We start from the raw sequence: 25526 nt of genomic DNA, 5'->3' as shown, positions 1-25526 counted from the left end.
GGCTGGCCGGCGCGGGTGCGCCGTCAGCTGCGCGCGCTGCCCCGCCCGGATTCGGTGACGCTGGACAGCGCGGGCCGCGCCGCGGCGGCCGAGGCGGCGTTCCGACCCCGGTCCGGCGCCTCGGATGGGCCTCGCCGGGCGGTCGGCGCCCCGGTCGTCGTGCTGCTCGACGACATCGTCACCACAGGCGTGACCCTGGCCGCGGCGACCCGGGTGCTGACCGCGAGCGGACGGCCACCCGGTGTCGCCGCGGTGCTCGCCGCGACCGAGAAAAGACACCAGTTGTAACCGACAGTGTTTCCGTTTCACCCGTTGGTGTATGAGGTGCGAAAAATCCTGGGCGGTCTTGGCAACATGGGGTGACTGCCGAGCGAACAGGAGTTAGCGTTTCGCTGTCAGGGGTAGGAGGTCGTTCCATCCCGCCCCCGGCGGTGAGAGGAGGCGTAGCCGTACTGACCGGTCGACGCCAGCGGGTCTCCCCACGGCGCGCGACCGGGAAACCGGATCGAAGACGTCCGAACAAGGGAGGTCACGTGGACATCGTGGTCAAGGGCCGCAACGTCGAAGTGCCGGACCATTACCGGGTACACGTAGCCGAGAAACTCGCAAAGGTCGAACGCTACGACCACAAGATTATCCGTATCGATGTCGAGCTGTTTCACGAGCGCAATCCGCGCCAGGCCGACCACTGCCAGCGGGTGGAGATCACCTGCGTTTCCCGGGGCCCCGTGATTCGGGCCGAGGCCTGCACGAACGATTTCTACAGCGCGCTCGACGCCGCCATCGCGAAGCTCGACACCCGGCTACGTCGTGCGGCGGACCGCCGCCGCGTACACCGTGGTCGGCACGCGCCGATCTCCGTCGCCGCCGCCACCGCCGACCTGCCGGTCACGGATCTGGTGGCCGCCCCGCTGTCCGCGCCGGGCGCTGGCGCACGCGCCGGCACTGCCGTCGCCGAGCGGGTCGAGGAGGACCACGACCAGCCGTGGCACATCGCCCGGGAGAAGGTGCACCCGGCGGAACCGATGACGATCGACGACGCCCTGTTCCAGATGGAGCTGGTCGGCCACGACTTCTACCTGTTCCAGGACAAGGAGACGGGCCGCCCCAGCGTCGTCTACCGACGCCACGCCTACGACTACGGCATCATCTCGCTCGACACCTGAGCCGGGCCTGACCCGCGTCGAGCACGGGGTTGTGGCGGGCGACCGCCGCAACCCCGTGTCTCGTCAGCGCATGTCGGCCGGCAGCAGGGCGAACGTCAGGTCGTCGAGGCGGGCACCCGCCAGGCCGGGCAGACGACCGCGTTGCAGTGCCTCGCGCTGGAAGCCGACCCGCTCCAGCACGCGGTGCGAGGCCGTGTTCTCCGGCACGGTGCCGGCGGTCAGCCGGGCGATACCCGCCGGGCCGAACGCCCACTGCGCGAGCAGCCGCACCGCCCGGGTGGCGTAGCCGTGCCCCCGCCACCGCGGGAGCAGCGCGTAGCCGATCGACGCCTCACCACTTGTCACCTCGGTGTACGACAGGCCGCAACTGCCCGCCGGCTCGCCGGTGGCCACGTCGACGATCAGCAGTCGGGCGATGTCGCCGGTGAGCCATGCGCTCTCCGCCAGCCGGCAGCGCCGCTCGATCGACTCGGGCGTCGGTGGCACCGGCGGGGCCTGGTTGGCGACCACCTCCGGCCGGCTGTGCAACCCGTACATCATCTCCGCGTCGTCCGGCGCGAGGCGGCGCAGCGCCACCACCTGATCGGTGAGCATCCCGTCGGGCAGGTCGGGCAGCAGCCGGGGGGTCGGGCCGGGCGGATCGTCGGCGAGGCGTACCCAGGTCAGCAGATCGTGCCGGCCGCCGTCCCGGCGCTGCCCGGCCGACCGACGCAGGCCCTCGTACCGGAAGCCGGCGGCCAGCGCGACCCGCTGGCTGGCGGCGTTCTCCAACTCGGTGAGCAGTTCCAGCCGGAGCGTCCCGGTGCCGAAGGCGTGTTCGCTCAACGCGCGGGTCGCGGCCGTGGCCACCCCGCGCCCCCGCGCCGCCTGCCGCAGCCAGTAGCCGATCTCCGCCTGACTCCGGCCCGGTACCGGGTTGCTCAGTCCGGCCCCGCCGAGCAGCCGGTCGGTGGCCGGGTCCGCGATGGCGTACGCGGCGCCGCCGCCGGCCCAGACCGCCGGTGCGCCGGCCTCGACCCACCAGTGGGCGTCGATTTCGGTGTACGGGGACGGCATGCTGGACACGAACCGCTGGCTGAGCGGGTCCGCGCACCCCTCGACCAGGTCCGCGATGTCGCCGGCCCGAAACGGCCGGAGCCGCACCCCGTGCGCCTCGACGACCGGCACCGCCCCGGTCATGCCAGATCTCCGGCGAGCAGCGCGGCCACCCAGGCGTCGACCCGCTCACCCCGGTGCTGGACGCCGCCCCGGGCGGTCCCCTCGAACGTGAACCCCGCCTTCTCGGCGGCCCGCCGGGAGGACGTGTTGCCCACGTTCGCCTTCCATTCGATCCGGGCCAGTCCCAGCGTGGTGAAACCCCAGGCGCTCAGCGCGATCAGGGCGGCCGGCAGGTGACCCCGCCCGCGGGCCGCCGGGGCGGTCATGAAGCCCACGTCCGCGAGCAGCGGGTCGGCGGGGGAGAGCCGCAGGTCCAGGGTGCCGACGTACCTGTCGTCCGGGTCGGCGACCACCAAGCAGGCGGAGTTCCCCCGGGCCCAGGCGTCCTGGGCGTAGCCCCGGTACCCCTGGGCGTCGGAGCGGTCGTACGGGTCCGGAACTGTGGTCCACCGGATCGTCTCCGGGTCGCGGCAGGTCTGCACGATGGCGTCCAGATCGCGCTCCTCCATCGGTCGCAGCCGCAGCTCACCGGTCGCCGAGGTGGCGAACAGGGTCGGCTGTGGGCGGCCGAAGACGGCGGCCCGGCGGGCGACCAGGGTGTCGGGGCCGGCCGGCCCGGTCGATCCGGGTTCGGGCACCTCGCCGGGCAGCAGCGAGCCGATCCAGCCGTCCGAGCCACCGTCCGGCGCCGGGTTCGCCTGGCGCAGCCGGCCGTCGATCCGGAACCCGGCCCGCAGGGCGACCAGCCGCGAGGCGTGGTTGCCCACCTCGGCCTGCCAGAGCAGCCGGCGCAGCCCCAGCTTCTCGAAGGACCAGCGGGCGACCGCCCGGACGGCCCGGACGGTCACGCCCCGGCCGCGCGCCCACGGTGCCGTCCAGTAGCCGATCTCACCGGTGCCGGCACGGTCGACGGAGATCAGCCCGCACGAGCCGAGCAGCTCGCCGGTGGCCGCGTCGCAGACCGCGAACGGCGCCCCGGTGCCGTCCGCCCAGGCCCGAGCGCTCAGTTCCGTGACGAAACTGTGGGCATGTTCGCGAAGGTATGGGCGCGGTACGGTGGTCCAACGCTGAATGTCCCGATCCTGGCAGGCGCGGTGTACGCCGTCGGCGTCCGCCTCCCGCCAGGGTCGCAGCAGCACGCCGTCCTCGACGATCTCCACAGGCTCCACCCGTGCATCGTGCCGGAACGTTCGCCGAAGGCGTAACCGGATTACGTCCCGGGCGCATCCCGTGCGCGAATTATGTCGGGTTCGGCGAGGTGGACCGCCGCCACCAGTGACCATCGCGCCGATGGAGCGCCTACGATGGTTCGAGACTGTCTAGGGGAGCGTTGATCCGTGTCGATTCTGGAAAAGGTCCTTAATGCGGGCGAGGGCCGCATGGTGCGCCGGCTCAAGGCCATCGCCGCCGCCGTCAGCTCGATCGAGGACGACTACGTCAACCTCACCGACGAGGAACTGCGCGGCATGACCGAGCAGTTCCGGGAGCGGCTCGCCGACGGTGAGACCCTCGACGACCTGCTGCCGGAGGCGTTCGCGGTGGCCCGCGAGGCGGCCGCCCGGGTGCTCGGCCAGCGGCCGTACGACGTCCAGGTGATGGGCGGCGCCGCGCTGCACTTCGGCAACATCGCCGAGATGAAGACCGGTGAGGGCAAGACGCTGACCTCGGTCATGGCCGTCTACCTCAACGCGCTCTCCGGCGACGGCGTGCACGTGGTCACCGTCAACGACTACCTCGCCCAGCGCGACGCGGCCTGGATGGGTCGCGTGCACGAGTTCCTCGGGTTGACCGTCGGCGTGGTGCTGCCCAACCGGCCGGCCAGTGAGCACAAGGCCGCCTACGAGTGCGACATCACGTACGGCACCAACAACGAGTTCGGCTTCGACTACCTGCGCGACAACATGGCCTGGTCGAAGGACGAGCTGGTGCAGCGCGGGCACAACTTCGCGGTGGTCGACGAGGTCGACTCCATCCTGATCGACGAGGCGCGCACCCCGCTGATCATCTCCGGCCCGGCCGAGCACTCCGCCCGCTGGTACGGCGAGTTCGCCGGCGTCGTGGCCCGGCTCCAGCCCGGTACGGACGGCGAGGGCGACTACGAGGTCGACCACTCCAAGCGCACCATCGCGGTCACCGAGCGCGGCGTCGCCAAGGTGGAGGACCGGCTCGGCATCGACAACCTGTACGAGTCGGTGAACACCCCGCTGGTCGGCTACCTCAACAACGCCATCAAGGCCAAGGAGCTCTACAAGCGCGACAAGGACTACATCGTCAGCGACGGTGAGGTCCTGATCGTCGACGAGTTCACCGGTCGCATCCTGCACGGCCGTCGCTACAACGAGGGCATGCACCAGGCGATCGAGGCCAAGGAGGGGGTGGAGATCAAGCAGGAGAACCAGACCCTGGCCACCATCACCCTCCAGAACTACTTCCGCCTCTACAACAAGCTGTCCGGGATGACCGGTACGGCGCAGACCGAGGCGAGCGAGTTCAACAAGGTCTACAAGGTCGGCGTCGTGAGCATTCCGACGCACCGCCCGATGGTCCGCGAGGACCGGCCGGACGTCATCTACAAGACCGAGAAGGCCAAGTTCAACGCCGTCATCGAGGACATCGCCGAGCGGCACCAGATGGGCCAGCCGGTGCTGGTCGGCACCGTCTCGGTGGAAAACTCGGAGATCCTCTCCCAGCTGCTGCGCCGCCGGGGCATCCCGCACAACGTGCTGAACGCCAAGTTCCACGCCCGGGAGGCCGAGATCGTCGCCCAGGCCGGGCGTAAGGGCGCGGTCACCGTGGCCACCAACATGGCCGGCCGCGGCACCGACATCCTGCTCGGCGGCAACCCCGAGTTCCTCGCGGCCAACGAGCTGCGCCAGCGCGGTCTCGACCCGCTGGAGAACGAGGAGGACTACGCCAAGGCGATGGAGGAGGTCCTGCCCACCTGGAAGCAGGCCTGCGACGCCGAGGCGGACGAGGTCGCCGCCGCCGGTGGCCTGTACGTGCTGGGCACCGAGCGGCACGAGTCCCGGCGGATCGACAACCAGCTGCGCGGTCGCGCCGGCCGGCAGGGCGACCCGGGCGAGTCCCGCTTCTACCTGTCGCTGCAGGACGAGCTGATGCGACGCTTCCGGGCCGGCGCGGTCGAGGCGGTCATGGAGCGCTTCAACATCCCGGAGGACGTGCCCATCGAGTCGAAGATGGTCACCCGCCAGATCAAGAGCGCCCAGGCCCAGATCGAGGGTCAGAACGCCGAGATCCGCAAGAACGTTCTGAAGTACGACGAGGTGCTCAACAAGCAGCGCCAGGTCGTCTACGCCGAGCGGCTGCGGGTGCTCAACGGCGAGGACCTCTCCGACCAGGTCCGCAACATGATCGACGACACCGTCGAGGCGTACGTGCGGGGTGCCACCTCCGAGGGTTACGGCGAGGACTGGGACCTTGAGCAGCTCTGGTCCAGCCTCAAGCAGCTCTACCCGGTCGGCGTGACGATCGAGGAGCTGGAGGAGGAGGCCGGCGGTTCCCGGGCCGGCATGGACGCCGACTTCCTGGTCGCCCGCCTCAAGGAGGACGCGAACGCCGCGTACGACCGCCGCGAGGAGCAGCTCGGCACCGAGGGGGTGCGCCAGCTCGAGCGGATGGTGCTGCTCCAGGTGATCGACCGCAAGTGGCGCGAGCACCTCTACGAGATGGACTACCTCCAGGAGGGCATCAACCTCCGGGCGTACGCCCAGCGCGACCCGGTGGTGGAGTACCAGCGCGAGGGCTTCGACATGTTCGCCACCATGATGGAGGGCATCAAGGAGGAGACCGTCGGGTTCCTCTACAACGTGGACGTCCAGGTCACCGAGCCCGAGCCGGCAGCCGACTCGGAAGAGGTGACGCTGCTCGACAAGCCGGTGGAGATCCGGGCCAAGGGCCTCAACCGCTCGCCGCAGCGGCAGGGCCTGCAGTATTCGGCTCCGACCATCGACGGTGAAGCCAGCCCCGGCGCCGTCAGCGTCGAGCAGGAGCAGCAGCAGGCGCCGGCGCTCGGTGTGGGCCGGCCGGCCCAGGGCATGCCCGCAGCCCCCGGGCAGAGCGCACCGTCCGCCCCGCAGCGGCCGGCCTCCGGGCTGCGTGGTCCGACGCTGCCGACCGCCGGCTCCCGACGTCCGGTCCCCAACCAGGCCGACGCCGGCAACGGCCCGTCCCGCAACGCGCCGTGCCCGTGTGGCTCGGGCCGCAAGTACAAGCGCTGCCACGGCGCCCCCAACGGCGGCAACTGACCCACAGCGCGTCCCGATGGGCCCTGGCCGACGAGGCCAGGGCCCATCGGCGTCTCCACCCGGCGCATCCCCGGGCCACGTCCCCTCCGACGCCCACGGCCGCGTGGCGGGAGATCATCTCGGGTTCCTGGAAGTCGGGGTGTCGGCGCCAGGTTGATACCGCGCTTTCCTGGAAGTCGAGTCGATCAACGCAGAGCCTGGGCCTGCAGCACGCCGCGTGGCCGCCCCCGGGGCGGACGGTGGCGGCGTGGGCGGACCTCTGGCGGGTTGTCAGAGGACGTGCAGGGCCGTGCACAACCAGCGGCCTCGGCGGTGTTCCAGGCGTACCGCCATGGCCCAGCTCCGGCCACCGGCACCGCTCACCACGGCAGCCGCTTCCACAGCGGCTTCCCGGGGCTCACACACCCGCAGTCGGAGCAGCCGCAGGGCCGGCCGCGTTGCGCGACGGCGAACCGGCCCGGCCCGGCCGGTCGCGCGGGCGAGTTCGGTGAGCAGTTCGACGGCCCGGCCCGGGTCGAGCAGGGGTCGCACCTGGGCCGGCGAGCGGTAGCCGTTGACCACCTCCAGGCACGTGCCGACGAAGCGGTGTGCGGCGCGGGTCGCCTCGGGGGCGCTCGCCGGTGGGAGCGGCGCACCCGGGTGGCTGGCCGGCCGGGACGGCGTCCGGCGTGGGGCCGCGCGGCGCTCCGCCGGCCGGACCGGATCCGGTCGTGTCGAGGCGAACAGGTCGAGGGCGAGCTGGCCGTGCGTCGGCCCCGGCCAGTACGTCTCGTCGGGGTACGGCGGATCGATGGGCGGGACGGGGCGCAGGCGCACAGGTGGCCGGGACGGACCGGGTCGCCGCTCACTCATCGCTGCTCCCTTTGATCTTGCGTTTGCCTTCGTTTGCCTCCGACTGACTCGATTGTGCGGGACGCAACGGCCTCGGTCAATGCCCGCGAACGGTGGGCGTGCCGCCCCTGGGAATGATCTACTCGGTGTCGCCGACATCGCGGTGTCCCGGCAGGCCGGACAGCCCCATCCCGGCGATACGGAGTCGATCACGCGGGCCGTGAGCAGGGCGGAAGCGGGCCGGGAGCGGGCCGGGAGCGGGGCGGAACGTGGCACGCGGCCACCCGGACCTACTCCGGGTCGCGGTCGATCAGGGGGTTACCGCGTACCCAGTCGGCGGTTTCGGCGTACTTCTGCGCGATGTACTCCTCCAGCCGGGCGCGCTCGACCCGCCACTGACCGCGTCCGCCGATCTTGATCGCCGGCAGCTCCCCGCTGCGGACCATGTGGTAGACCTGCGAGTCCGACACGTTCAGCTCGGTGGCCACGTCGGAGAGCAGCAGGAACCTCGGCTCCACGGAAACTCCCCGGGGTTGACGTCGTTTGCCTCAGTTTGCCATCGGCAGGGCTCACCGCCCAGCATTCACCCGGCCCGGCGGCGGACCAACCAGCGCCCGGACACACCGGCGGGAAACTTCCACCGGCCGGAGGCGGGGTGTATGACGGTCACGGCGTGCGGCATGATCTGCGCCCGTGCCGGCTGCCGCCGGCACAGGACCGAGCGGGGAGACGACCGGTGACCGACGAGCTTGTCCGGGTGTACGTGCCGGCGACCGTACCCATGCTGGCCCGCCTGCGCGAGCAGGGGCTGACCGCCGACCGGGCGCACGCGGTGACACCCGCGCTGCGCGAGTGGTACGCCGAGGGCGACGAGGAGGAGTTGGAGTACGTCGCGTTCACCCGGGCTGCCCAGGACGCGCTGCACCTGCTCAGGGCCGATCCCGCCGCGCCCCGCCGCCGCGTTGTCGTCTCGGTCGACGTGCCGCCCGCCGCGCTCGGCCGTGGCGATGGTGAGCTGGGGTCCAGCATGGTGACGTTGGCCGACACCGTGCCGGTGGGTGCCGTCGCGGCGATCCACGTGGACGGCGCGGACGCTGTCGAGGAGGTCGCCGCCGCGGCCGACGTGGTGGCCGAGGCCGCTGCCGGCGACCCCGACGCCCAGTTCACCGTCGACGGGGCCGAGGATCACGAGCTGGAGTGGTACGACGTGTCAGAGCTGGACCTGCTGCTGCGCGCCACCGACTGAGCCGGCAGCGGTCAGCGGGCCGGGTCGGCTCTGGCCGGGTCGACGTCGACGGCGTCGTGAGCGGTCGTGTCCGCCTCGTCGTCGTCGGTGTCGGCGTTGGTCTTGTTCGCGACTGCCGGCTGCGTGGCACCGGGACCGTCGGCCAGGGCGGGGTCGTCGTCGGTGTGCGAAGGGCCGAGCGTGCGGCCGAACGCGATGAGCGCGGTCAGCGCCCCCACGAAGACCATCCAGATGCCGTTGTCCACCCGCGAGGTGCCCAGCGAGGTCTGGGCCACCGCGTCCGCCTCGCTGAGCGCGCTGGCGAGGTCCAGCAGCGACCGGCCGCCGATCCGGATGATCACCTCGGCGAGCAGCAGGAGCAGGCCCGGCCCGGCGCCGGCGAGCAGGTAGGCCGGCCAGCGCAGCGCGGGCGTCAGCGGATCGCGCCGCAGGGCTCGCCGCCGTGCCCAGGTGAGGTAGCCGAAGGCGAGCAGTCCGGCCAGGAGGCCGGCGATGAGCGACTCGGTGCGCGACACCCACTTGGCGGCGTCGACAAGCGACTGCTGGGTGTCGCCCGCGCCGAACAGGTCGAACAGCGGGTCCCGGGCACGACTGAACGCCACCACGAAGACCAGCGCGCCCAGCGCGGCGGTCACCACCGCGCCGACCGCCGGGGCGGTTCGCGCGCCGGCGATCGCCCCGCCGATGATCGCGGCGGCCGCCGTCGTCCCGGCGATCACGTTGGTGGTCGAGGTGTCGAAGTAGGTCAGGTTGATCGCCAGCGCGGCGGCCAGCCCGACGAGCATCCCCGCGCCGATCGCACCGACGAAACGCAGGGTCGCTCCGTCGCCGTACCGGCGCGACAGCAGGTTGCCGGAGGCCAGCGCGGTCGCCGCGCCGGCCACCAGCGCCGCCGAGATCACACCGGGCAGAGCGAACGCGGAGAGGCTGATCGCGGTGATGCCCGCCGCCGCCGAGGTGATGGCCTCCCGGGTCGACCAGAGCATGGCGGCCAGCCAGCCGAGCGCCAGCAGCGCGAGCACTGCCGCGCCGGGCGCGGACACCGGTCGGCCGCCGGGGGTGGCCGCGTCGACCGCCGGCTGGTCCGACTCCGCGGCTGGGACGCGGCCGGGCTGCTTGGTCATCGTCTCCCCTTCGAGGCGCCAGGTCACCGACCATTCAGGGTACGCGGGCCGCCGCGACCTCCTCTGAACGAGCCACACCTCCCGGAGTACGCGCCTGCGACGGCGTACGCCGAGGGAGCCGCGAAGGGCCGCGCGGACCGCCACCAACGTCAGGGGCCCCAGCCCCGCCACGACGCGCCGGTAAGGAGAGGAAGGGCAGCCGGTCCTGAGCAACCGGGAGGTGGTGGAGGCGAGTCGAGCACCCCCGCATGAAACAATCGTGGGAGGTCCCGCCGCTGCTCGGCCCTCCCGCGCGGCGTCCGGTGTCCGGCCGTCCGGTCGGTGCCCGCGGGTCCGGTTTCGCCACCGCTGTCGAGATCGCCAGGAGCCTTGATGGATGCCGTGTTCTCCGTTCCCGAGCCGCGCAACGAGCCGGTTCGCAACTACGAGCCGGGCAGCGGAGACCGGGACCGGCTCCAGCGGCGGCTGACCGAGCTGGCCGCCGAGCGCATCGACCTGCCGATGACCATCGGCGGGGAGCAGCGGATGGCGGCCGGCGACCCGATCAACGTGGTGCAGCCGCACAAGCACGCCCACGTGCTCGGCGTGACCGCGCACGCCACCCACGACGACGCCCGCGCCGCGATCAAGGCGGCCAAGGACGCCGCGCCGATGTGGCGGGCGCTGCCGTTCGAGGAGCGCGCCGCGATCTTCCTGCGCGCCGCCGAGCTGCTCGCCGGCCCGTGGCGCGACACTCTCAACGCCGCGACCATGCTCGGCCAGTCGAAGACCGCGATCCAGGCGGAGATCGACGCCGCCTGCGAGTTCATCGACTTCCTGCGGTTCAACGTGCACTTCGCCCGCCGCCTGCTCGAGGAGCAGCCGGCGTCCTCGCCGGGCGTCTGGAACCGCTTCGACCACCGCCCGCTGGAGGGCTTCGTCTACGCGGTCACCCCGTTCAACTTCACTGCCATCGCCGGCAACCTGCCGTCCGCGCCGGCGCTGCTGGGCAACACGGTGATCTGGAAGCCGGGCCCCACGCAGCAGTTCGCGGCGCACTTCACCATGCGGCTGTTCGAGGCCGCCGGCCTGCCGCCCGGCGTGATCAACATGGTCACCGGCCGGGGCGAGGAGGTCTCCGACGTCGTGCTCGCCGACCCGGATCTGGCGGGTATCCACTTCACCGGTTCGACAAAGGTCTTCCAGCAGTTGTGGCGGACCGTCGGCGACAACATCTCCCGCTACCGGGGCTACCCGCGGCTGGTCGGCGAGACCGGTGGCAAGGACTTCGTGGTCGCGCACACCAGCGCCGACGTGGACGCGCTGCACACCGCGCTGATCCGTGGCGCGTACGAGTACCAGGGCCAGAAGTGCTCGGCGGCCTCCCGGGCGTACGTGCCGCGCTCGCTCTGGGAGGGGGGCCTGCGGGACCGCCTGGCCGCCACCGCCGACTCGCTGACCTACGGCGACGTGGCCGACTTCGGCAACTTCGGTGGCGCGGTGATCGACGACAAGGCGTTCGCCCGGCACACCGCGGCGCTGGAGCTGATCGGCGGTGACGACAGTTGCCGGGTGCTCGCCGGCGGCACGGCCGACGACTCGGTCGGATACTTCGTCCGGCCGACGCTCTTCGAGTGCTCCGACGCGGCCCACGAGACCTTCACCACCGAGTACTTCGGGCCGATCCTGGGCGTGCACGTGTTCGACGACGCGCGCTTCGACGAGGTGGTCGCGCAGGCCGAGTCGATCGCGCCGTACGCGCTGACGGGGTCGGTGTTCGCCACCGACCGCCGGGTGATCGACGCGGTCGGCGAGCGCATGCGGTACGCGGCCGGCAACTTCTACATCAACGACAAGCCGACCGGCGCGGTGGTCGGGCAGCAGCCGTTCGGCGGCGCCCGGGCCAGCGGCACCAACGACAAGGCGGGCTCCTGGCTGAACCTGGTTCGCTGGGTGTCGCCGCGGACGATCAAGGAGACCTTCGTGCCGCCGACCGACCACATGTACCCCCACATGGGCTGACCTGCGGCGACCCGCCGGCGGCGTGCGCAGCGCCGCCGGCGGTCGGCCGAGGGGCCGCAACCCATCGATAGTCCTCAACGGACAGTCTGCCGCCGACAGTGCACTTAGGAAGTCCTGTTGGGTGGCAAACTGCCAAATCCTGGACGCCGGCAGCGCAAAGTGGCAGCGTAACGGGCATGGCGGAATCCGGAGTCAACCCCACGGCGGCGGCCCTGCTCGGGCTGCTCCACGAGGGTCCCATGACAGGCGGCCAGTTGATGGCCGCCGCAGAGCGCCGGCTGGCGCCGTACTGGTCGATGACCCGCAGTCAGGTCTACCGCGAGTTGCCGGTGCTGGCCGAGCGGGGTTACGTGCGGCTCGGCAAGCCGGGCCCACGAATGAGTCAGCCGTACGCGCTCACCGCCAGCGGGAAACGGACGTTTTCCCGCTGGCTGGCGGAGAACCCGGGGCGGGACACCATCCGCAACCCGATCGCGCTCCGGATGGCCTTCGGCAACCTGCACTCGTCCAGCCAGCTCAAGAGCCTGTACGCCTCGGCCAACGAATACCACACCGAGGCCCTCGCCCAGGTACGCGAACAGGTCAAGAACGCCAAACGGGACGGCGAGACGTACGACGCCAGCGCGCTGGAGTTCGCCGTCGCCTACCACCGGGCGGCCCTGTCGTGGCTGAAGTCCGCCCCCGTCGGGTGATCTCCGGCGGGTTCGCCGACACGGAACGAGCTGTGCTGCTCCCGGCACAGAACCGATTTGGCGCCGACCTGCGGGGCTCGCAAGCTCACTCCTCGTCCGCGCAGTACGCTTGTCTGTCGTGACCGCTGCCGATTACGCCGAACAGCTCAAGGAACTCGACGCGACCCTGCGCAACATCGAGGCCGTCCTCAATCTGGACCGGCTGCACGAGGACAAGGCCCGCCTGGAGCAGGAGGCGTCCGCCCCCGACCTGTGGGACGACCAGGCCAAGGCGCAGCAGGTGACCTCTCAGCTGTCGTACGTCAACGGCGAGATCAGCAAGCTGGGCAGTCTGCGCTCCCAGCTCGACGACGCCCGGGTGCTGCTGGAGTTGGCCGAGGCCGAGTCCGACCCCGGCGTGCTGACCGAGGTCGAGGCGGAGATCACCGGCCTGACCAAATCCATCCAGGAGATGGAGGTCCGCACCCTGCTCTCCGGCGAGTACGACTCCCGGGAGGCGCTGGTCGCCATCCGCGCCGGCGCCGGTGGCGTGGACGCGGCGGACTTCGCCGAGATGCTGCTGCGGATGTACCTGCGCTGGGCCGAGCGGCACGGCTACCCGACCGAGGTCTACGAGACCTCGTACGCCGAGGAGGCGGGCCTGAAGTCGGCCACCTTCGCGGTCAAGGTGCCCTACGCGTACGGCACCCTCAGTGTCGAGTCGGGCACCCACCGGCTGGTCCGGATCAGTCCGTTCGACAACCAGGGCCGCCGGCAGACCAGCTTCGCGGGCGTGGAGGTGCTGCCGGTGACCGAGCAGACCGACCACATCGACATCCCGGAGAACGAGGTACGCGTCGACGTCTACCGTTCCTCCGGCCCCGGTGGGCAGAGCGTCAACACCACCGACTCGGCGGTCCGGCTCACCCACATCCCGACCGGCATCGTGGTGACCTGCCAGAACGAGAAGTCCCAGCTGCAAAACAAGGCCTCCGCGCTGCGGGTGCTCCAGGCCCGGCTGCTCGAGCGCAAGCGCCAGGAGGAGCAGGCCAAGCTGGAGGGCCTGAAGGAGAACGCGGCCGGGTCGTGGGGCGACCAGATGCGCTCCTACGTCCTGCACCCGTATCAGATGGTGAAGGATCTCCGAACCGAGCAGGAGACCGGCAATCCGAGCGCGGTCTTCGACGGCGAGTTGGACGGTTTCATCGAAGCTGGTATCCGTTGGCGTAAGCAGCGGCAGCTCGCCGGCGACGGTGCGTGACGGCTCGCGGGCGGAGCGCTTCGTCGATCTCCAGGTGAGGGCCTGATTCGACGACGCGCGCCGCTTCTGCGGGGCGTGGGGCTTGGCTCAGTTGTTACACCGCGTAGACTCACCACCCGTGATTCAGCTTGAGCAAGTGACGAAGACGTACCCGAAGGCGTCCCGGCCTTCGCTCGACAACGTGTCCGTCTCGATCGAGAAGGGCGAGTTCGTCTTCTTCATCGGTCCATCCGGCTCCGGCAAGTCCACAATCATCAAGATGCTGCTGCACGAGGTCACCCCCAACAAGGGGCGGGTCGTCGTCAACAGCAAGGACGTCACGTCGATGCGCTCCTGGAAGCGACCCCACTTCCGGCGTTCGATCGGCTGCGTCTTCCAGGACTTCCGGCTGCTGCCGAACCGCACCGCGTACGAGAACGTGGCGTTCGCCCTTGAGGTGATCGGCAAGACCAAGGCGGTTGCCCGCCGGGTCGTGCCGGAGGTGCTGGAGCTGGTCGGGCTCGGTGGCAAGGAGCATCGCTACCCGCACGAGCTCTCCGGTGGTGAGCAGCAGCGGGTCGCCGTCGCCCGGGCGTTCGTGAACCGTCCGCTGATCCTGCTGGCGGACGAGCCGACCGGAAACCTGGACCCGGACACCTCGATCGAGATCATGCGCCTCCTGGACCGGATCAACCGCACCGGCACGACCGTCGTGATGGTCACCCACGACTCCAACATCGTGAACCAGATGCGTCGCCGCGTCATCGAGATCGAGAGCGGTCGCATCGTGCGTGACCAGGCCCGCGGCGTCTACGGGTGAGCCGGCGCTCCACCCCTCTCGCAGCCTGACGACGAACACCTCATGCCGGAGACCCGGAGGAAATCCCGATGCGCGTGAAATACGTCCTGTCCGAGGTACTGGTCGGACTGTGGCGCAACGTGACCATGACCATCGCGATGATCATCACGATGGCGGTCTCGCTGACCATGCTTGGCGCCAGCGGTCTCATGTACCGCCAGGTTGACGACATGAAGGACCTCTACTACAAGAACATCGAGGTCTCGATCTTCCTGAGTCAGGAGGTGAGCGAGCAGCAGCGCACCGACCTGGACGGCAAGCTGAAGAACGACCCCCTGGTCAAGGAGGTCATCTACGTCAACAAGGACGAGGCGTACAAGAAGTTCCAGGAGATGTACCAGGACGCGCCGGACCTGGTCAACGCGGTCAAGCCGGACCAGCTGCCGGAGTCGTTCCGGCTCAAGCTGAAGAACCCGGAGCAGTACAAGAACATCTACGACCAGTACAAGGACACCGAGGGTGTCGACGAGATCGTCGACCAGAGTCGACTGCTGGACAAGATCTTCGACGTCCTCACCGCGATCCAGAACATCGCCCTGGCCGCCGCGATCGTGATGGCCATCGCCGCACTGCTCCTGGTGGCCAACACCATCCAGGTCGCCGCGTACAGCAAGCGGCGTGAGGTGGCGGTCATGAAGCTGGTCGGCGCGTCCAACTGGTTCATCCAGGCGCCGTTCGTGCTGGAGGCCGTGGTGGCCGGCCTGATCGGCTCACTGCTCGGCCTGGTGGCCCTCGTCGCGGCGAAGTATCTGCTCTTCGACGGGTCACTCAAGGCGTTGCAGGGCCTGCTGTCGCCGATCAGCTGGGGCGACATCCTGTTCATCTTCCCGCTGATGGCCGGCGTCGGTGGTCTCGTCAGCGCCGCCACCGCCTGGATCACCCTGCGCTTCTACCTGCGGGTCTAGGCAGCGTACGGGTCGTCCCGTCGTCACTCGGGGACCCTCCCGCAGCCGGAAATAAACGGCGCGGGAGGGTCCTTGTCATTCGGGTAGCATGATCGGTTGTCCGGCCGGGGTGAGCTCGGCGACGGACGTTTTCCGGGAGAGGGGGTGGCGCCGATGCCACGGGAAAAGGGGCGCAAGGTGGTCGCCTCCAACAAGAAGGCACGCCACGACTACTCGATCCTCGACACGTACGAGGCGGGCATGGCGCTGACCGGCACCGAGGTCAAGTCGCTGCGGGCCGGGCGGGCGTCGCTTGTCGACGCGTTCGCGCAGGAACGTGACGGCGAGTTGTATCTGCACTCGATGCACATCCCGGAGTACACCCAGGGCACCTGGACCAACCACGAGCCCCGGCGTACCCGCAAGCTGCTGCTCAACCGCGGCGAGATCGACAAGCTGCTCGGCAAGACCCGTGAGGGCGGTTTCACGATCGTCCCGTTGCAGGTCTACTTCTCGGACGGCTGGGCCAAGGTCGAGATCGCCCTGGCCAAGGGCAAGAAGTCGTACGACAAGCGCCAGGACCTCGCCAAGCGCGACGCGGACCGGGAGATCGCCCGGGTGTCCGGTCGACGCGGCAAGGGGATGGACGACTGATTAATCCTGTTTGTCCGGGTCGGTGAGTCGGCCCGGGGCTCGGGATGAAAGCTGTTGCGCCAGGCGTTAGTCTTGTCAGTGCCGCCACATCGGCGGCCTGTCGAGGGGGTGACTGGTTTCGACTTCGTACGCAGCGACAGGGGAAGCGAGCCGAGGAAGCCGACGTCGTCTCGAGAATCGGTCGTCGGAACTTTATAAGCGCCAATAACAATCGCGCTGACTTCGCTCTCGCCGCCTGAGGCGAGTAGCTAAGTCTGTCGGTCTGGGAACGCCTTCGTCCCAGTAGCCGGCATCAGCTAGGAGGCTGGCCAATCGGACCCGGTCGCGGGGTCCGTGCGGCGAGATCAATCAGCGACTGGGCCCGTCACACCAACTTGCTCGCGTGAGCGGTGGGGCCGAGTAGAGGCACAGCGAGCTGCGCTCGGAGAAGCCCTGACAAACCGGCGAAGGACCCGGGTTCGATTCCCGGCACCTCCACCACCTCGAAGCGATGCGCCCCGGCCCACCGGCCGGGGCGCATCGTCGTATCCGCCGACGCCACCGAGCGAGGCAGGGCGAATGATCCACTCCACCTCGCCGATGTGGCGGTATCCGACCGTCCTGACACGCCCACCTCCGCGACCTGGAGTGGATCACCGGGGGCGGCGGACGGCACCGACACCGACGCCCGGGCACCGCGGGCGGGGCGCCGCCGCCTACGCTGCCGCTGTGACGAACCAGCAGCTGCGCCTGTCGGTCGGCGCGTCGGCCGGTCAGCGCACGGTCGCGGTGGTGACCGGGGTCCTCGTCGCGGCGATCGGCGCGGCGTTCGTGCTGGTGCCCCTGCTCGCCGGCGGGCTGCTGCGCCGCCTCACCGGCCCGGGAGACGGGTTCGCTTCCTACGAGGAGGCCCGCGACCTGCCGCCCGGAATGCTGCCGCCCGCGCTGCGGGAGTCCACGAGCGGCTCGGGAGGGGCCGGACCGTTCCTCGGGCTGTGCGGGCTGCCGTTCGTCCTGCTCGGCGTCTACCTGGTGCTGCGGGTGCTGCGTACGGCCGCATGGCTGGACGGCAGCCGGGTGCGGGTGCGGGGCGCCATCCGCAGTCGTACCGTCGATCTCGCCATCGCCCACGTCGACTCCCGTTCCGCCGGGCAGTTGGGGGCCGACCCGTCGGCTCGCGCGGGTCGATCGCCGGGGATCGTCGTCACCGATCGGGCCAGTGGGCACCGCGTCACCATCCCGCTGCAGGGGATGGGCCTGCCCGTCCTGCCGCCGTCCGAGCTGCGCGCGCTCGCCGACGCGTTCGCGGCGGGCCGACCCGGCGCGGAGCCCAGTGACGAGGCCCGCGCCGTCGCCGCCGACCTGCGTCGTCTGGCGAGCGCCTGAGCGGCCCGCTGACGGCGGTGCCCGGGGTGCCGGTGAGGCGCAGGGCAACAGCTGTTGCCAGTGGGACGGATGAGCAGCAGACGCCTCTGGACAGGGCGAACGGGCGGGTTCACCATCACGGTATGGGATAGCAGCCCGCGCGGGAGGTGCCATGGTCACCGGTGGAATCCAGCAGCCGTCAGCCGCCGCGCGGCCGTCCGCCGCCCGCACGTATCCGACCGGGCTCCCCGGTGAGCCGGGGCCCGCCGGGCTCGCCGGCGACCTGCACGCCCTGGCCCGTGCCGTGGCGGTCGCCACGACCGAGCCGAGCTGGCGCGAGACCGTGCTGCTTCGCCTGCGTCCGGTCGGGCAGGGCTTCGCCGAGCACGTCCGGGTCACCGAAGGGCCGGCCGGGCTTTATCGGGAGCTGCTCACCCACTCGCCCCGCCTCGATCACGGCATCCGGCTGCTGACCCGGGAGCACGGCGCGATCGTCGCCGCGATCCTGGCCGTGCAGCGGGTCGCCGAGCGGTCCGAGGCCGGCCCGGACGAACTGCGCCGCCGGGCGGGGCACCTGCTGCGGACGCTCGCGCGACACCGGCGCCGAGGTGCCAATCTGCTCTGGCAGGCGTACCAGACGGATCTGGGCGGCGAGACCTGAGCCGAGGCGGGAACCCACCTGGCGGCGGTCCCGTCGAACCTGGCATGCGTCGACCGGTTCTGCTGCTCGTACTTCCGCTGCTGTCCATGGTGGGCTGCGCCGCGACCGGCGCGACGCCCGCCGCCGGGCCCACCACGACGGCGCACAGCGCCTTCGACCAACGGGCCAGCGCGGTCGCCGCGGCGTGGCGGCCCGGCCCCGGCTGGCGTGACGGCTACGTCCCCCTGCAGGGGCCGACGGTGCTCACCGGCGACCCGCGCTTCACGCCCGACACCGAGACGGCCTTCCGGGCCGGCTGGTACCGCGCCCAGGTCGCCATCCCACCCACCCGCGTCGGTGCCGAGATCCGGTTTCCGGACGGGCGGTTGACCCTGCCGCTGGTCAGCGCGGCCGAGGCGTACCGGCAGCTCGACCGGGGTGACCCGCTGCCCTGCCCCGGACGGCCGAAGCGGCCCGGTCTGCCGACTCCCGGCGGTCCCACAGTCGAACCCGGACCGGACGGCTGGGCGACCAGCACGACGGAGACAGCCTGCCTTCCGCTGACCGTCACCGGGGTGACCCTCGGTGCCGTCCCGGTCCGCACGAGTCGCGGTGAGGCGCAGGTGCCGGCCTGGCTGTTCACGGTGGAGGAGCTGGCCACCCCGGTCGCCCAGCTCGCCGTCGCGCCGACGGCCGTCACGCCCGTCCCCTCGGCGCCCACGCCGACCCAGCCCCTGCCGGAAGGTCTGGTGGCCGCCCAGGACATGGTGGCGGTGGACGGCGCTCGGGTGACCGTCCGGCTCGGCGTCGGCGCGTGCGACACCGACATCACCCCGGTGGTGTCGGAACGGCCGGACGTGGTCGTCGTCGGTGGCGCCGTCACCCGGGCCGCCGGCGTGTGTACCGACGTGCTCAAGCTGGAGCCGGTCACCGTCACCCTGACCGCCCCGCTGGGGGCGCGGCCGGTGCTGGACGTCTTCACCGGCGCCCCGCTGACGATCGCGGCCCGCTGACGGCCTGCGGAGGGCTCGATCAGAGGATCGTGGGCACGTCGGTGCTGATCGGCACCGGCAGCACCGTGGGTCCCTCGGCGCGCAGGCCGGCGGCGAGGGCGGCGCCGAGCTGGTCGGGGGTCTGCACCACCTCGGTGGCGCAGCCGTAGCCGGCTGCGATGGCGGTGACGTCCAACCCCGGCAGGTCCAGGCCGGGCACCCCGGGAGTGTTCTTCAGCTCGGCGAACGCCTTGAGGATCGCGTACTGCTGATTGACCGGGACGACGACCACCACGGGCAGTGCCAGGCGCGCGGCGGTCCACAGCGCCTGCACCGAGTAGTGGAACGAGCCGTCGCCGATCACCGCCACCACCGGCCGGCGACGCCCGGTGTCCCGCTCGGCCAGCGCCACCCCGATCGCGGCCGGCAGGCCGTAGCCGAGCCCGCCGCTGGCCATCGTGAAGTACGACGCCGGCCGGGTGATGCGCAGGTGGCGGCGCAGTGCGGACAGGTTGGACGGTGACTCCTGGACCAGTACGCCGTCGGCCGGCCAGTGCGCGGCCAGCGCGGCGAACATCGCGTCGGCGCTCAGCGGAACGGTGACCTCCGGGGGCTGCGGAGCGGCGCGCGGCGTCGGCGGCTGCCGGTCGGCGGCCGGAAGCCTGTCGAGCAGCGCGGCGAGGGTCAGCCCGGGGTCGCCGAGCAGGCTGTCCCCGACCGGAGCGCGGGCGGCCTCGTCCGGGTCGTCCGTGACGTGCAGCAGGCGGGCGCCCTCGGGCAGGTGGTCGCCCGGGACGTGCGGGTAGTAGCGGAACACCGGGGCGCCGACGACCAGGACGGTGTCGTGCCCCTGCAACGCTTCGGCCAGCGGCCTGATGGCGAACGGCAGGACCCCGCGGAACTGCGGGTGATCCTCCGGGAACACGGCCCGTTCCGGTGCGGGGGCCGACCAGACCGGTGCGGCCAGCCGCTCGGCCAGGGCGACGGCCGCCGGCCAGCTGCCGGAGCGGTCCACGCCGGGCCCGAACACCAGCACCGGATTGCGGCTCTCGGCCAGCACCCGCGCGAACATGTCCAACCGCTGCGGATCCGGCCCGAAGCGGGTAGCCACCGAGCGCGACGCGGGAGGCGCCTCGGCGGGCTGGGCCCAGTCGTCCATCGGCAGGGAGAGGAAGACCGGCCCGGCGGGCGGCTGCACGGCTGTCGCGTATGCCCGCAGCAGCGCCGCCGGAATGTCCTGCGCGCGGACCGGCTCGTAGCTCCACTTGACGTACGGCTCGGGCAGCTCGACCGCCCGTCGGTTGGTCAGCCGGGGCTCCAGCAGCAGCATCTCCCGGGTCTGCTGGCCGGCGGTGACGATCAGGGGCGTCTTGTTGTGCCAGGCGGTGACCAGGTTGCCCATCCCGTTGCCCATTCCCGGGGCGGTGTGCAGGTTGACGTGCGTCGGCCGGCCCGCCGCCTGGGCGTACCCGTCGGCCATCGCCACCGCCGTGGCCTCCTGCAACGCGTGCACGTAGTGGAAGTCGGCCGGGAAGTCCCGCAGGAACGGTTCCTCGGTGGAGCCGGGGTTGCCGAAGACGGTGGTCATGCCGAGGGTGCGGAGCACGTCGTACGTCGCGTCCCGGACCGTTGCCATCGTCACCTGCCTCCGTGTCGCGCGCAGGGGCGACCGTGGCCGCCCTCCCGATCAGCCGAATCTATCGGGATGTGACGTACCTTTCGGGCGTTTCCCGGCCGTCAGCGGTCCGGCTCACCCGCCGGGCCGCGTGCGGCGCAGGTCAGGGCAGCGCGAAGGGCAGTGTGATGCCGTCCAGCGCCCGGCCGCACGCACAGTCCTGCTCGGCGGGCAGCGCCGCCACCGCGTCCAGCAGCACGTCCCGCAGGCGCTCGGTGTTGGCCGCGAAGACCCGGAACACCTCGTCCTGGGTCACCGACTCGCCCGCCTGCACCCCGGCGTCCAGGTCGGTGATCAACGCGATGGACGAGTAGCAGAGCGCCATCTCCCGGGCGAGCACCGCCTCCGGGTGGCCAGTCATGTTCACGACAGTGCCGCCGATGGACGCGAACCAGCGGGACTCGGCACGGGTGGAGAACCGTGGACCCTCGACCACCACCACCGTCCCGCCGTCCACCGCCGTGACGTCCCGGGAAGCCGCCGCGGCGAGCAGCGCGTGCCGGCCCCGCGGGCAGTACGGGTCGGCGAACGGCACGTGCACCGCGCCCTCGTCGTAGTAGGTCTGCACGCGCCCGCTGGTGCGGTCGATGAGCTGGTCCGGCACCACGAACGTGCCCGGCCCCAGCTCCGGACGCAGCCCACCGACAGCGCACGGCGCCAACACCTGGCGTACGCCGAGGGACCGCAGTGCCCACATGTTGGCCCGGTACGGGATCCGGTGCGGCGGGTACCGGTGGTCGGAACCGTGCCGGGGCAGGAACGCGACCCGCCGCCCGGCCACCTCCGCAATGGTCACCGCGTCCGAGGGCGGACCGTAAGGGGTGCCCAGCTCATGCGGGGTGCCGTCGAGGAGGGCGTACAGGCCGGAGCCGCCGATCACCGCGAGGTCCGCCGTCGGTGCCATGGAACCTCCGTCGCAACTGTCCGATCACCCGCCGGTCAGACCTTAGCCAGCACCGGGGACGCAGGCTATGGTGCCAGGCATGGCGTTGACAGCGCGGCTGATCCCGATGCACCGTGCGGGTCCGGCGAATGACGGGTCCCCGGCGCGGGCTCACGGCTGACGGGTAGGTGAGATGCAGGGAGAGGGCCAGGCGATCGGCGGACGAGCGATGGAGTCGATGACCGGGCGGCTGCTGGTCGCGACTCCGGCGCTCAAAGACCCGAACTTCGACCGTACGGTGGTGCTGCTGGTCGCCCACGAGCCGGGTGGCGCGCTCGGCGTGGTCCTGAACCGGGCGACCGAGGTGCCGGTCGCCGAGGTGCTGGGTGACTGGAGTGACCTGGCCCGCCACCCCGCGGTGCTCTTCGAGGGCGGCCCGGTGCAGCCCGACTCGGCGATCTGCCTGGCCCGGATGCGGCAACCGCTGCGCCGGCTCAAGGGCTTTCACCAGGTCTCCGGCGCGGTCGGCACGATCGACCTCTCGGTCGACCCGGAGAAGCTGCGCGAGAGCATCGGCGGCATCCGGGTCTTCGCCGGCTACTCCGGCTGGGGCAGCGGGCAGTTGGAGCAGGAGATCGCCGACGGGTCCTGGTTCCTGCTGGACGCTCTGCCCGGCGATGCCTTCGTCGACCGCCCCGACGACCTGTGGCCGATGGTGCTGCGCCGGCAGGGCGGCATGATGGCCGCCGTCGCCCACTTCCCGCCGGACGTGGCCCTCAACTGACCCGGCCGGGCGGGACCCCGCGAGATGACCATGCCGGCCGGTCTGTGTATAGTTTCCCAGTGCCCGGGCGACCGGGACGACAGCAAGGGGCCGTGGCGCAGCTGGTAGCGCACCACACTGGCAGTGTGGGGGTCAGGGGTTCGAGTCCCCTCGGCTCCACCCTTGCGAAACGCCCTGGCGGGGATCATTCCCCGCCAGGGCGTTCTGCTGTGCCGACTCGTCTACTGGCTGAAGCGCACCCGGATGTCGTACTCGTAGGTGCTCTTCTGCCAGATCACCGAGAAGCGGCCCGTCGGACTGGACGCGGGCTGCGCGAAGCGCCCGTCCGGGGAGAGGATCTCGGCCGCGCCGAACGCGCCGTCCGGCCCGATCGTCCTGGCCTGTACCCGTGTGGTCGAGAAGTCCGGGCTGGGCGAGTTCCACGTGACCAGGCCGTCCCCGTCGTCGTCCAGGGCGACCTTCGGCCAGTCGCCGACACCGAGCCTGGTCACCGCGCCCAGGGCGCCGGTGCTGGAGATCGTGCGACCGAACACCTGGGTGCCCTCCGGGGTCCAGCGGCCCCAGGTCAGCACCGCGTCGCCGTCCAGGTCGGCGGCCAGTTCGTCGTGCAGGGTCAGCTCGTGGGTGGCCGGCGACACGCTGATGACGCTGCCCAGCGTGTCGGTGTGGCTGTAGTGGCGCACCCGCAGGCGAGGAGGCGCACCCGCCTTCGACCACCGGTAACTGATCACGGCGTCCCCGTCGCGGTCCAGGGCGACCGAGACGCTGCCGTACCGGATGTCGGTGCCCGCCCCGGCGATCGCGCGCGGGGCGGACACACCCTCCGGGCGGACCCGCCGCGCGACCACCCGCTCGTAGTTCTCGGTCCAGGCGACCAGGGCCGTTCCGGTGCGGTCCATGGCCACGACGGGCTGGTCGGCGCCCACGCCGAGGGTCAGCTCCGGCCCGAGGGAGCTGTCCGCGGCGAAGTAGCGAGCCTTCGTGATGAACCCGCCGTCGCGGATCTCCGTCCAGGTGACCAGCGCCTGACCCGTGGGGTCCACCGCGACAGCCGGACTGGTCGCGCTCCAGGTCGCGATCGTCTGCAACGGACCCGGTTCGCCCGCCGCGGACACCCGGCGGCCCACCACGAGGCTGTCCTGCGTCCACACCACTGCGGAGTCGCCGTCGTCGTCGGAGGCGATCTTGGGCCAGGACGCCACGGCGCCGCGCGGCGAGAGGGTCTGGATCGGGCCCCACACGCCGTCGGCGGAGACGGTCTGCGTCTTGACCTGGTCGTAGCAGCCGCTCGCGCTGCTGTCGCAACCCGCCCAGGCGAGCAGCGAGTCACCGTCGCGGTCGACCGCCACGAAGGGTTGGTCCTGCCCGCTCCAGCCGGCCTCGGACACCACCCGGACCGGGGTCCAACTGGCGGCCCGCGCGGGTGCCGGAACGGTGGCCAGCACCGCCAACGCGCCCACCGCGCCGGCCACGAACCTGCGCGTACGCCGTCGGGTCGCTGACCTGTCTTTTCCGTGCACCGTCGCCCCCTGCAATCGATGAACATGCTCAGTCCAGGGCATGATCGCATCGACCGGGCCATACCGCTCGCCGGTCGGGCCGCGGTGTGCGGGGCCTGCGGCCATCACGACCACCGGGGCCCGTCGAGGGGTGCCGTGCAAATCTTTTTCCGGCTGCGGTAAATGAATCACCGTGCTCATGCGTGTGCCAGGTGTGGAGCAAGAACGGAAGGACTTCGCGGACTTCTACCAGCGCTGCCGGGACAACTGCCTGCGTGCCGTACTGGCCAGTACGGGTGATCGTGCGTTGGCGGAGGACCTGGTCGCCGAGGCGTTCGCGCGGGCCTGGGCATCCTGGCGGAAGGTGAGTCGGCATCCGGCACCAACGGCGTGGGTGGTGCGCACCGCCCTCAACGTCCGGGTTTCCTGGTGGCGGCGTCGTCGGCGCGAGGTCGCCTTCGACGGCCACGACCTGCCCCGGCCGGATGACGACGTTCACGACGTCGACCAGGCGATGCTGAGCGCCATTCGCCAGCTACCGAAGCGGCAACGCGAGGTGATCGTTTTGCGGGTCTGGCTTGACCTGGACACCAACACCGTGGCCCACGAACTGGGCATCTCACCGCGGACCGTAGCGGTCCACCTGTCTCGCGCCACAGCGGCCCTGCGGGCGCAATTCGTGCCCGTGACCAGTTAGGACTCGAAATGAACGAGGATGAGGTGCTCAACGCGATGAGGAAAACTCTCTCCGGCGTGCGGATGGACCGTCCGGTCGAGGCGATCGAGGCGCGGGGCCACGCACGCCGGCGTAACCGTGGCGTGCTCGGTGTGGCCGCCGGCGGCGGGCTCGCCGCCCTGGCCGCCATCGCGCTGGCTGTGCCGTTGGGCTTCGGCAGTTCCGGCTCGTCGACGGCCGGCAGCACCGCTGCCGGCGGCACCACGGCCTCGGCGGGTGACGCCGTCACGGCGCCGGCCATGGAACCGGCGGCGTTCTCGGTGGTCAAGAAGGCGGACGGCTCGGTGCAGCTGCGCCTGCGGTCCAAGCAGGTGATCAATCCCGATGCGCTGGAGAAGGCGCTTGCCGACGCGGGCGTTCCGTCCGTCGTCAAGGCGGATCTCCTGTGCACGCCCAAGGGTGCGGAACTGCCCCAGATCAAGGAGGTCCTGACGTTCGACCGGATCCCCGGGGCCAACGAGGACGGCGTGTTCGGTGACTCGGAGTGGGTGATCGCGCCGTCGAAGATGCCGAAGGGCAGCATCCTGCACTTCAGCGTCTTCCCGGTGCACAAGGGCGCGGGCTACGAGAAGGTGGCCTGGGCTCTGGTGCCCAAGGACGCCCCGATGAACTGCCGCTCCCTCGTGGACTGAGTCCCGAAACAGCGCCGGGGCGGATGCGGCATCGTGCCGCATCCGCCCCGGCGGAGGTATATCCGATAAGTGTGTTATCAGCCCTGACGGCTCTTCCACTGCGGGTTCGTGCGGTTCACCACGACCACCCGGCCGCGACGACGCACCACCACCGAACCCGGCTTCTGCTTCAGCGCACGCAACGAGCTACGTACCTTCATGTCTGCCTCCTCGGCCTGGGGGTCTGGCCTGAACCGTTCCGC

The 25526-nt window shown here is 71.2% G+C and carries 24 protein-coding genes, 1 tRNA gene, 1 other RNA gene and 1 pseudogene; 18 read left to right on the top strand and 9 right to left on the bottom strand.

Features of this window, described 5'->3' with window-relative positions; all coding sequences use genetic code 11:
* Both B0E54_RS10115 and hpf read left to right on the top strand, forming a co-directional pair.
* Positions 1 to 288, top strand: a pseudogene (locus B0E54_RS10115) (ComF family protein); the annotation flags it as partial.
* A gap of 245 nt (positions 289 to 533) precedes the next feature.
* Positions 534 to 1166: a ribosome hibernation-promoting factor, HPF/YfiA family gene (gene hpf, locus B0E54_RS10110; protein ID WP_234583100.1), complete on the top strand. Its 633-nt coding sequence runs from the start codon at positions 534 to 536 to the stop codon at positions 1164 to 1166.
* A gap of 63 nt (positions 1167 to 1229) precedes the next feature.
* Here hpf and B0E54_RS10105 read toward each other — a convergent pair whose 3' ends face one another.
* Positions 1230 to 2345, bottom strand: coding sequence for a GNAT family N-acetyltransferase (locus B0E54_RS10105; protein ID WP_234583099.1), 1116 nt, complete (start codon positions 2343 to 2345; stop codon positions 1230 to 1232).
* On the bottom strand, positions 2342 to 3493 hold the full coding sequence (locus B0E54_RS10100) for a GNAT family N-acetyltransferase (RefSeq protein WP_234583098.1): 1152 nt from the start codon (positions 3491 to 3493) through the stop codon (positions 2342 to 2344). The genes B0E54_RS10105 and B0E54_RS10100 overlap by 4 nt, the downstream gene beginning before the upstream one ends.
* Positions 3494 to 3661: 168 nt before the next feature.
* On the opposite strand from B0E54_RS10100, the gene secA reads away from it, so the two are divergent.
* The gene (gene secA, locus B0E54_RS10095; RefSeq protein WP_234583097.1) at positions 3662 to 6589 is read left to right on the top strand and encodes a preprotein translocase subunit SecA; all 2928 of its coding nucleotides are present in this window, start codon (positions 3662 to 3664) and stop codon (positions 6587 to 6589) included.
* A 270-nt stretch (positions 6590 to 6859) separates the two neighbouring features.
* On the opposite strand, the gene B0E54_RS10090 is transcribed toward secA, so the two are convergent.
* Both B0E54_RS10090 and B0E54_RS10085 read right to left on the bottom strand, forming a co-directional pair.
* On the bottom strand, positions 6860 to 7441 hold the full coding sequence (locus B0E54_RS10090; RefSeq protein WP_234583096.1) for an Rv3235 family protein: 582 nt from the start codon (positions 7439 to 7441) through the stop codon (positions 6860 to 6862).
* Positions 7442 to 7710: 269 nt separating this feature from the next.
* Entirely contained in the window at positions 7711 to 7938 is a 228-nt protein-coding gene (locus tag B0E54_RS10085) for an AlpA family transcriptional regulator (protein WP_234583095.1), read from the bottom strand.
* A 218-nt stretch (positions 7939 to 8156) separates the two neighbouring features.
* On the opposite strand from B0E54_RS10085, the gene B0E54_RS10080 reads away from it, so the two are divergent.
* Complete coding sequence (locus B0E54_RS10080; protein ID WP_234583094.1) at positions 8157 to 8666, top strand: hypothetical protein; 510 nt, start codon at positions 8157 to 8159, stop codon at positions 8664 to 8666.
* Positions 8667 to 8677: 11 nt separating this feature from the next.
* Here the strand turns inward: B0E54_RS10080 and B0E54_RS10075 are convergent, their stop codons facing one another.
* On the bottom strand, positions 8678 to 9790 hold the full coding sequence (locus tag B0E54_RS10075; protein ID WP_234583093.1) for a hypothetical protein: 1113 nt from the start codon (positions 9788 to 9790) through the stop codon (positions 8678 to 8680).
* 372 nt (positions 9791 to 10162) lie between these two features.
* On the opposite strand from B0E54_RS10075, the gene pruA reads away from it, so the two are divergent.
* The 10 genes from pruA (at position 10163) to B0E54_RS10025 (ending at position 19096) form a co-directional block, all read left to right on the top strand.
* On the top strand, positions 10163 to 11791 hold the full coding sequence (pruA, locus tag B0E54_RS10070; RefSeq protein ID WP_234583092.1) for an L-glutamate gamma-semialdehyde dehydrogenase: 1629 nt from the start codon (positions 10163 to 10165) through the stop codon (positions 11789 to 11791).
* Between the two features lie 176 nt (positions 11792 to 11967).
* Complete coding sequence (locus B0E54_RS10065) at positions 11968 to 12483, top strand: PadR family transcriptional regulator (protein ID WP_007455856.1); 516 nt, start codon at positions 11968 to 11970, stop codon at positions 12481 to 12483.
* A gap of 118 nt (positions 12484 to 12601) precedes the next feature.
* Positions 12602 to 13723 carry a peptide chain release factor 2 gene (gene prfB / locus B0E54_RS10060; protein WP_234583091.1) on the top strand — a complete coding sequence of 374 codons (1122 nt, stop codon included), beginning with the start codon at positions 12602 to 12604 and terminating at the stop codon, positions 13721 to 13723.
* Positions 13724 to 13841: 118 nt separating this feature from the next.
* On the top strand, positions 13842 to 14522 hold the full coding sequence (gene ftsE, locus B0E54_RS10055; protein WP_161687384.1) for a cell division ATP-binding protein FtsE: 681 nt from the start codon (positions 13842 to 13844) through the stop codon (positions 14520 to 14522).
* Between the two features lie 68 nt (positions 14523 to 14590).
* Positions 14591 to 15466 carry a permease-like cell division protein FtsX gene (gene ftsX / locus B0E54_RS10050; protein WP_234583090.1) on the top strand — a complete coding sequence of 292 codons (876 nt, stop codon included), beginning with the start codon at positions 14591 to 14593 and terminating at the stop codon, positions 15464 to 15466.
* 153 nt (positions 15467 to 15619) lie between these two features.
* Positions 15620 to 16099 (top strand): SsrA-binding protein SmpB, encoded by a 480-nt coding sequence (gene smpB, locus B0E54_RS10045; RefSeq protein WP_234583089.1) that lies wholly within the window; start codon positions 15620 to 15622, stop codon positions 16097 to 16099.
* A 104-nt stretch (positions 16100 to 16203) separates the two neighbouring features.
* Positions 16204 to 16579: a transfer-messenger RNA gene (gene ssrA / locus B0E54_RS10040) on the top strand.
* A 228-nt stretch (positions 16580 to 16807) separates the two neighbouring features.
* Positions 16808 to 17464 carry a hypothetical protein gene (locus B0E54_RS10035; protein ID WP_234583088.1) on the top strand — a complete coding sequence of 219 codons (657 nt, stop codon included), beginning with the start codon at positions 16808 to 16810 and terminating at the stop codon, positions 17462 to 17464.
* Positions 17465 to 17615: 151 nt separating this feature from the next.
* Positions 17616 to 18104 carry a hypothetical protein gene (locus B0E54_RS10030; RefSeq protein ID WP_234583087.1) on the top strand — a complete coding sequence of 163 codons (489 nt, stop codon included), beginning with the start codon at positions 17616 to 17618 and terminating at the stop codon, positions 18102 to 18104.
* Between the two features lie 44 nt (positions 18105 to 18148).
* A complete protein-coding gene (locus B0E54_RS10025; protein WP_234583086.1) occupies positions 18149 to 19096 on the top strand; it encodes a hypothetical protein in 948 nt (315 codons plus the stop codon).
* A 19-nt stretch (positions 19097 to 19115) separates the two neighbouring features.
* On the opposite strand, the gene mdlC is transcribed toward B0E54_RS10025, so the two are convergent.
* Complete coding sequence (gene mdlC / locus B0E54_RS10020; protein ID WP_234583085.1) at positions 19116 to 20711, bottom strand: benzoylformate decarboxylase; 1596 nt, start codon at positions 20709 to 20711, stop codon at positions 19116 to 19118.
* Between the two features lie 142 nt (positions 20712 to 20853).
* Complete coding sequence (locus B0E54_RS10015) at positions 20854 to 21654, bottom strand: S-methyl-5'-thioadenosine phosphorylase (RefSeq protein WP_234583084.1); 801 nt, start codon at positions 21652 to 21654, stop codon at positions 20854 to 20856.
* Positions 21655 to 21826: 172 nt separating this feature from the next.
* Between B0E54_RS10015 and B0E54_RS10010 the strand changes: the two genes are divergently transcribed.
* Together B0E54_RS10010 and B0E54_RS10005 are read left to right on the top strand one after the other, a co-directional pair.
* The gene (locus tag B0E54_RS10010) at positions 21827 to 22417 is read left to right on the top strand and encodes a YqgE/AlgH family protein (RefSeq protein WP_234583082.1); all 591 of its coding nucleotides are present in this window, start codon (positions 21827 to 21829) and stop codon (positions 22415 to 22417) included.
* Between the two features lie 86 nt (positions 22418 to 22503).
* Positions 22504 to 22576: transfer RNA gene (locus B0E54_RS10005), tRNA-Ala, on the top strand.
* Positions 22577 to 22638: 62 nt separating this feature from the next.
* Here B0E54_RS10005 and B0E54_RS10000 read toward each other — a convergent pair.
* On the bottom strand, positions 22639 to 23889 hold the full coding sequence (locus B0E54_RS10000; RefSeq protein ID WP_234583081.1) for a hypothetical protein: 1251 nt from the start codon (positions 23887 to 23889) through the stop codon (positions 22639 to 22641).
* 241 nt (positions 23890 to 24130) lie between these two features.
* Between B0E54_RS10000 and B0E54_RS09995 the strand changes: the two genes are divergently transcribed.
* Together B0E54_RS09995 and B0E54_RS09990 are read left to right on the top strand one after the other, a co-directional pair.
* Positions 24131 to 24613, top strand: a complete 483-nt coding sequence (locus B0E54_RS09995) for an RNA polymerase sigma factor (protein WP_234583080.1) — start codon at positions 24131 to 24133, stop codon at positions 24611 to 24613.
* A gap of 8 nt (positions 24614 to 24621) precedes the next feature.
* Positions 24622 to 25284 carry a hypothetical protein gene (locus B0E54_RS09990; RefSeq protein ID WP_234583079.1) on the top strand — a complete coding sequence of 221 codons (663 nt, stop codon included), beginning with the start codon at positions 24622 to 24624 and terminating at the stop codon, positions 25282 to 25284.
* 77 nt (positions 25285 to 25361) lie between these two features.
* Here B0E54_RS09990 and B0E54_RS09985 read toward each other — a convergent pair whose 3' ends face one another.
* A complete protein-coding gene (locus B0E54_RS09985; protein WP_234583078.1) occupies positions 25362 to 25484 on the bottom strand; it encodes a 50S ribosomal protein L36 in 123 nt (40 codons plus the stop codon).
* Positions 25485 to 25526 lie beyond the last annotated feature (42 nt).

It is taken from the genome of Micromonospora sp. MH99 (genome assembly GCF_021442385.1).
Taxonomy (GTDB): Bacteria; Actinomycetota; Actinomycetes; order Mycobacteriales; family Micromonosporaceae; genus Micromonospora.
Note: the sequence above shows the minus strand (reverse complement) of the source record. Positions and strands in the feature narration are given on the sequence as shown.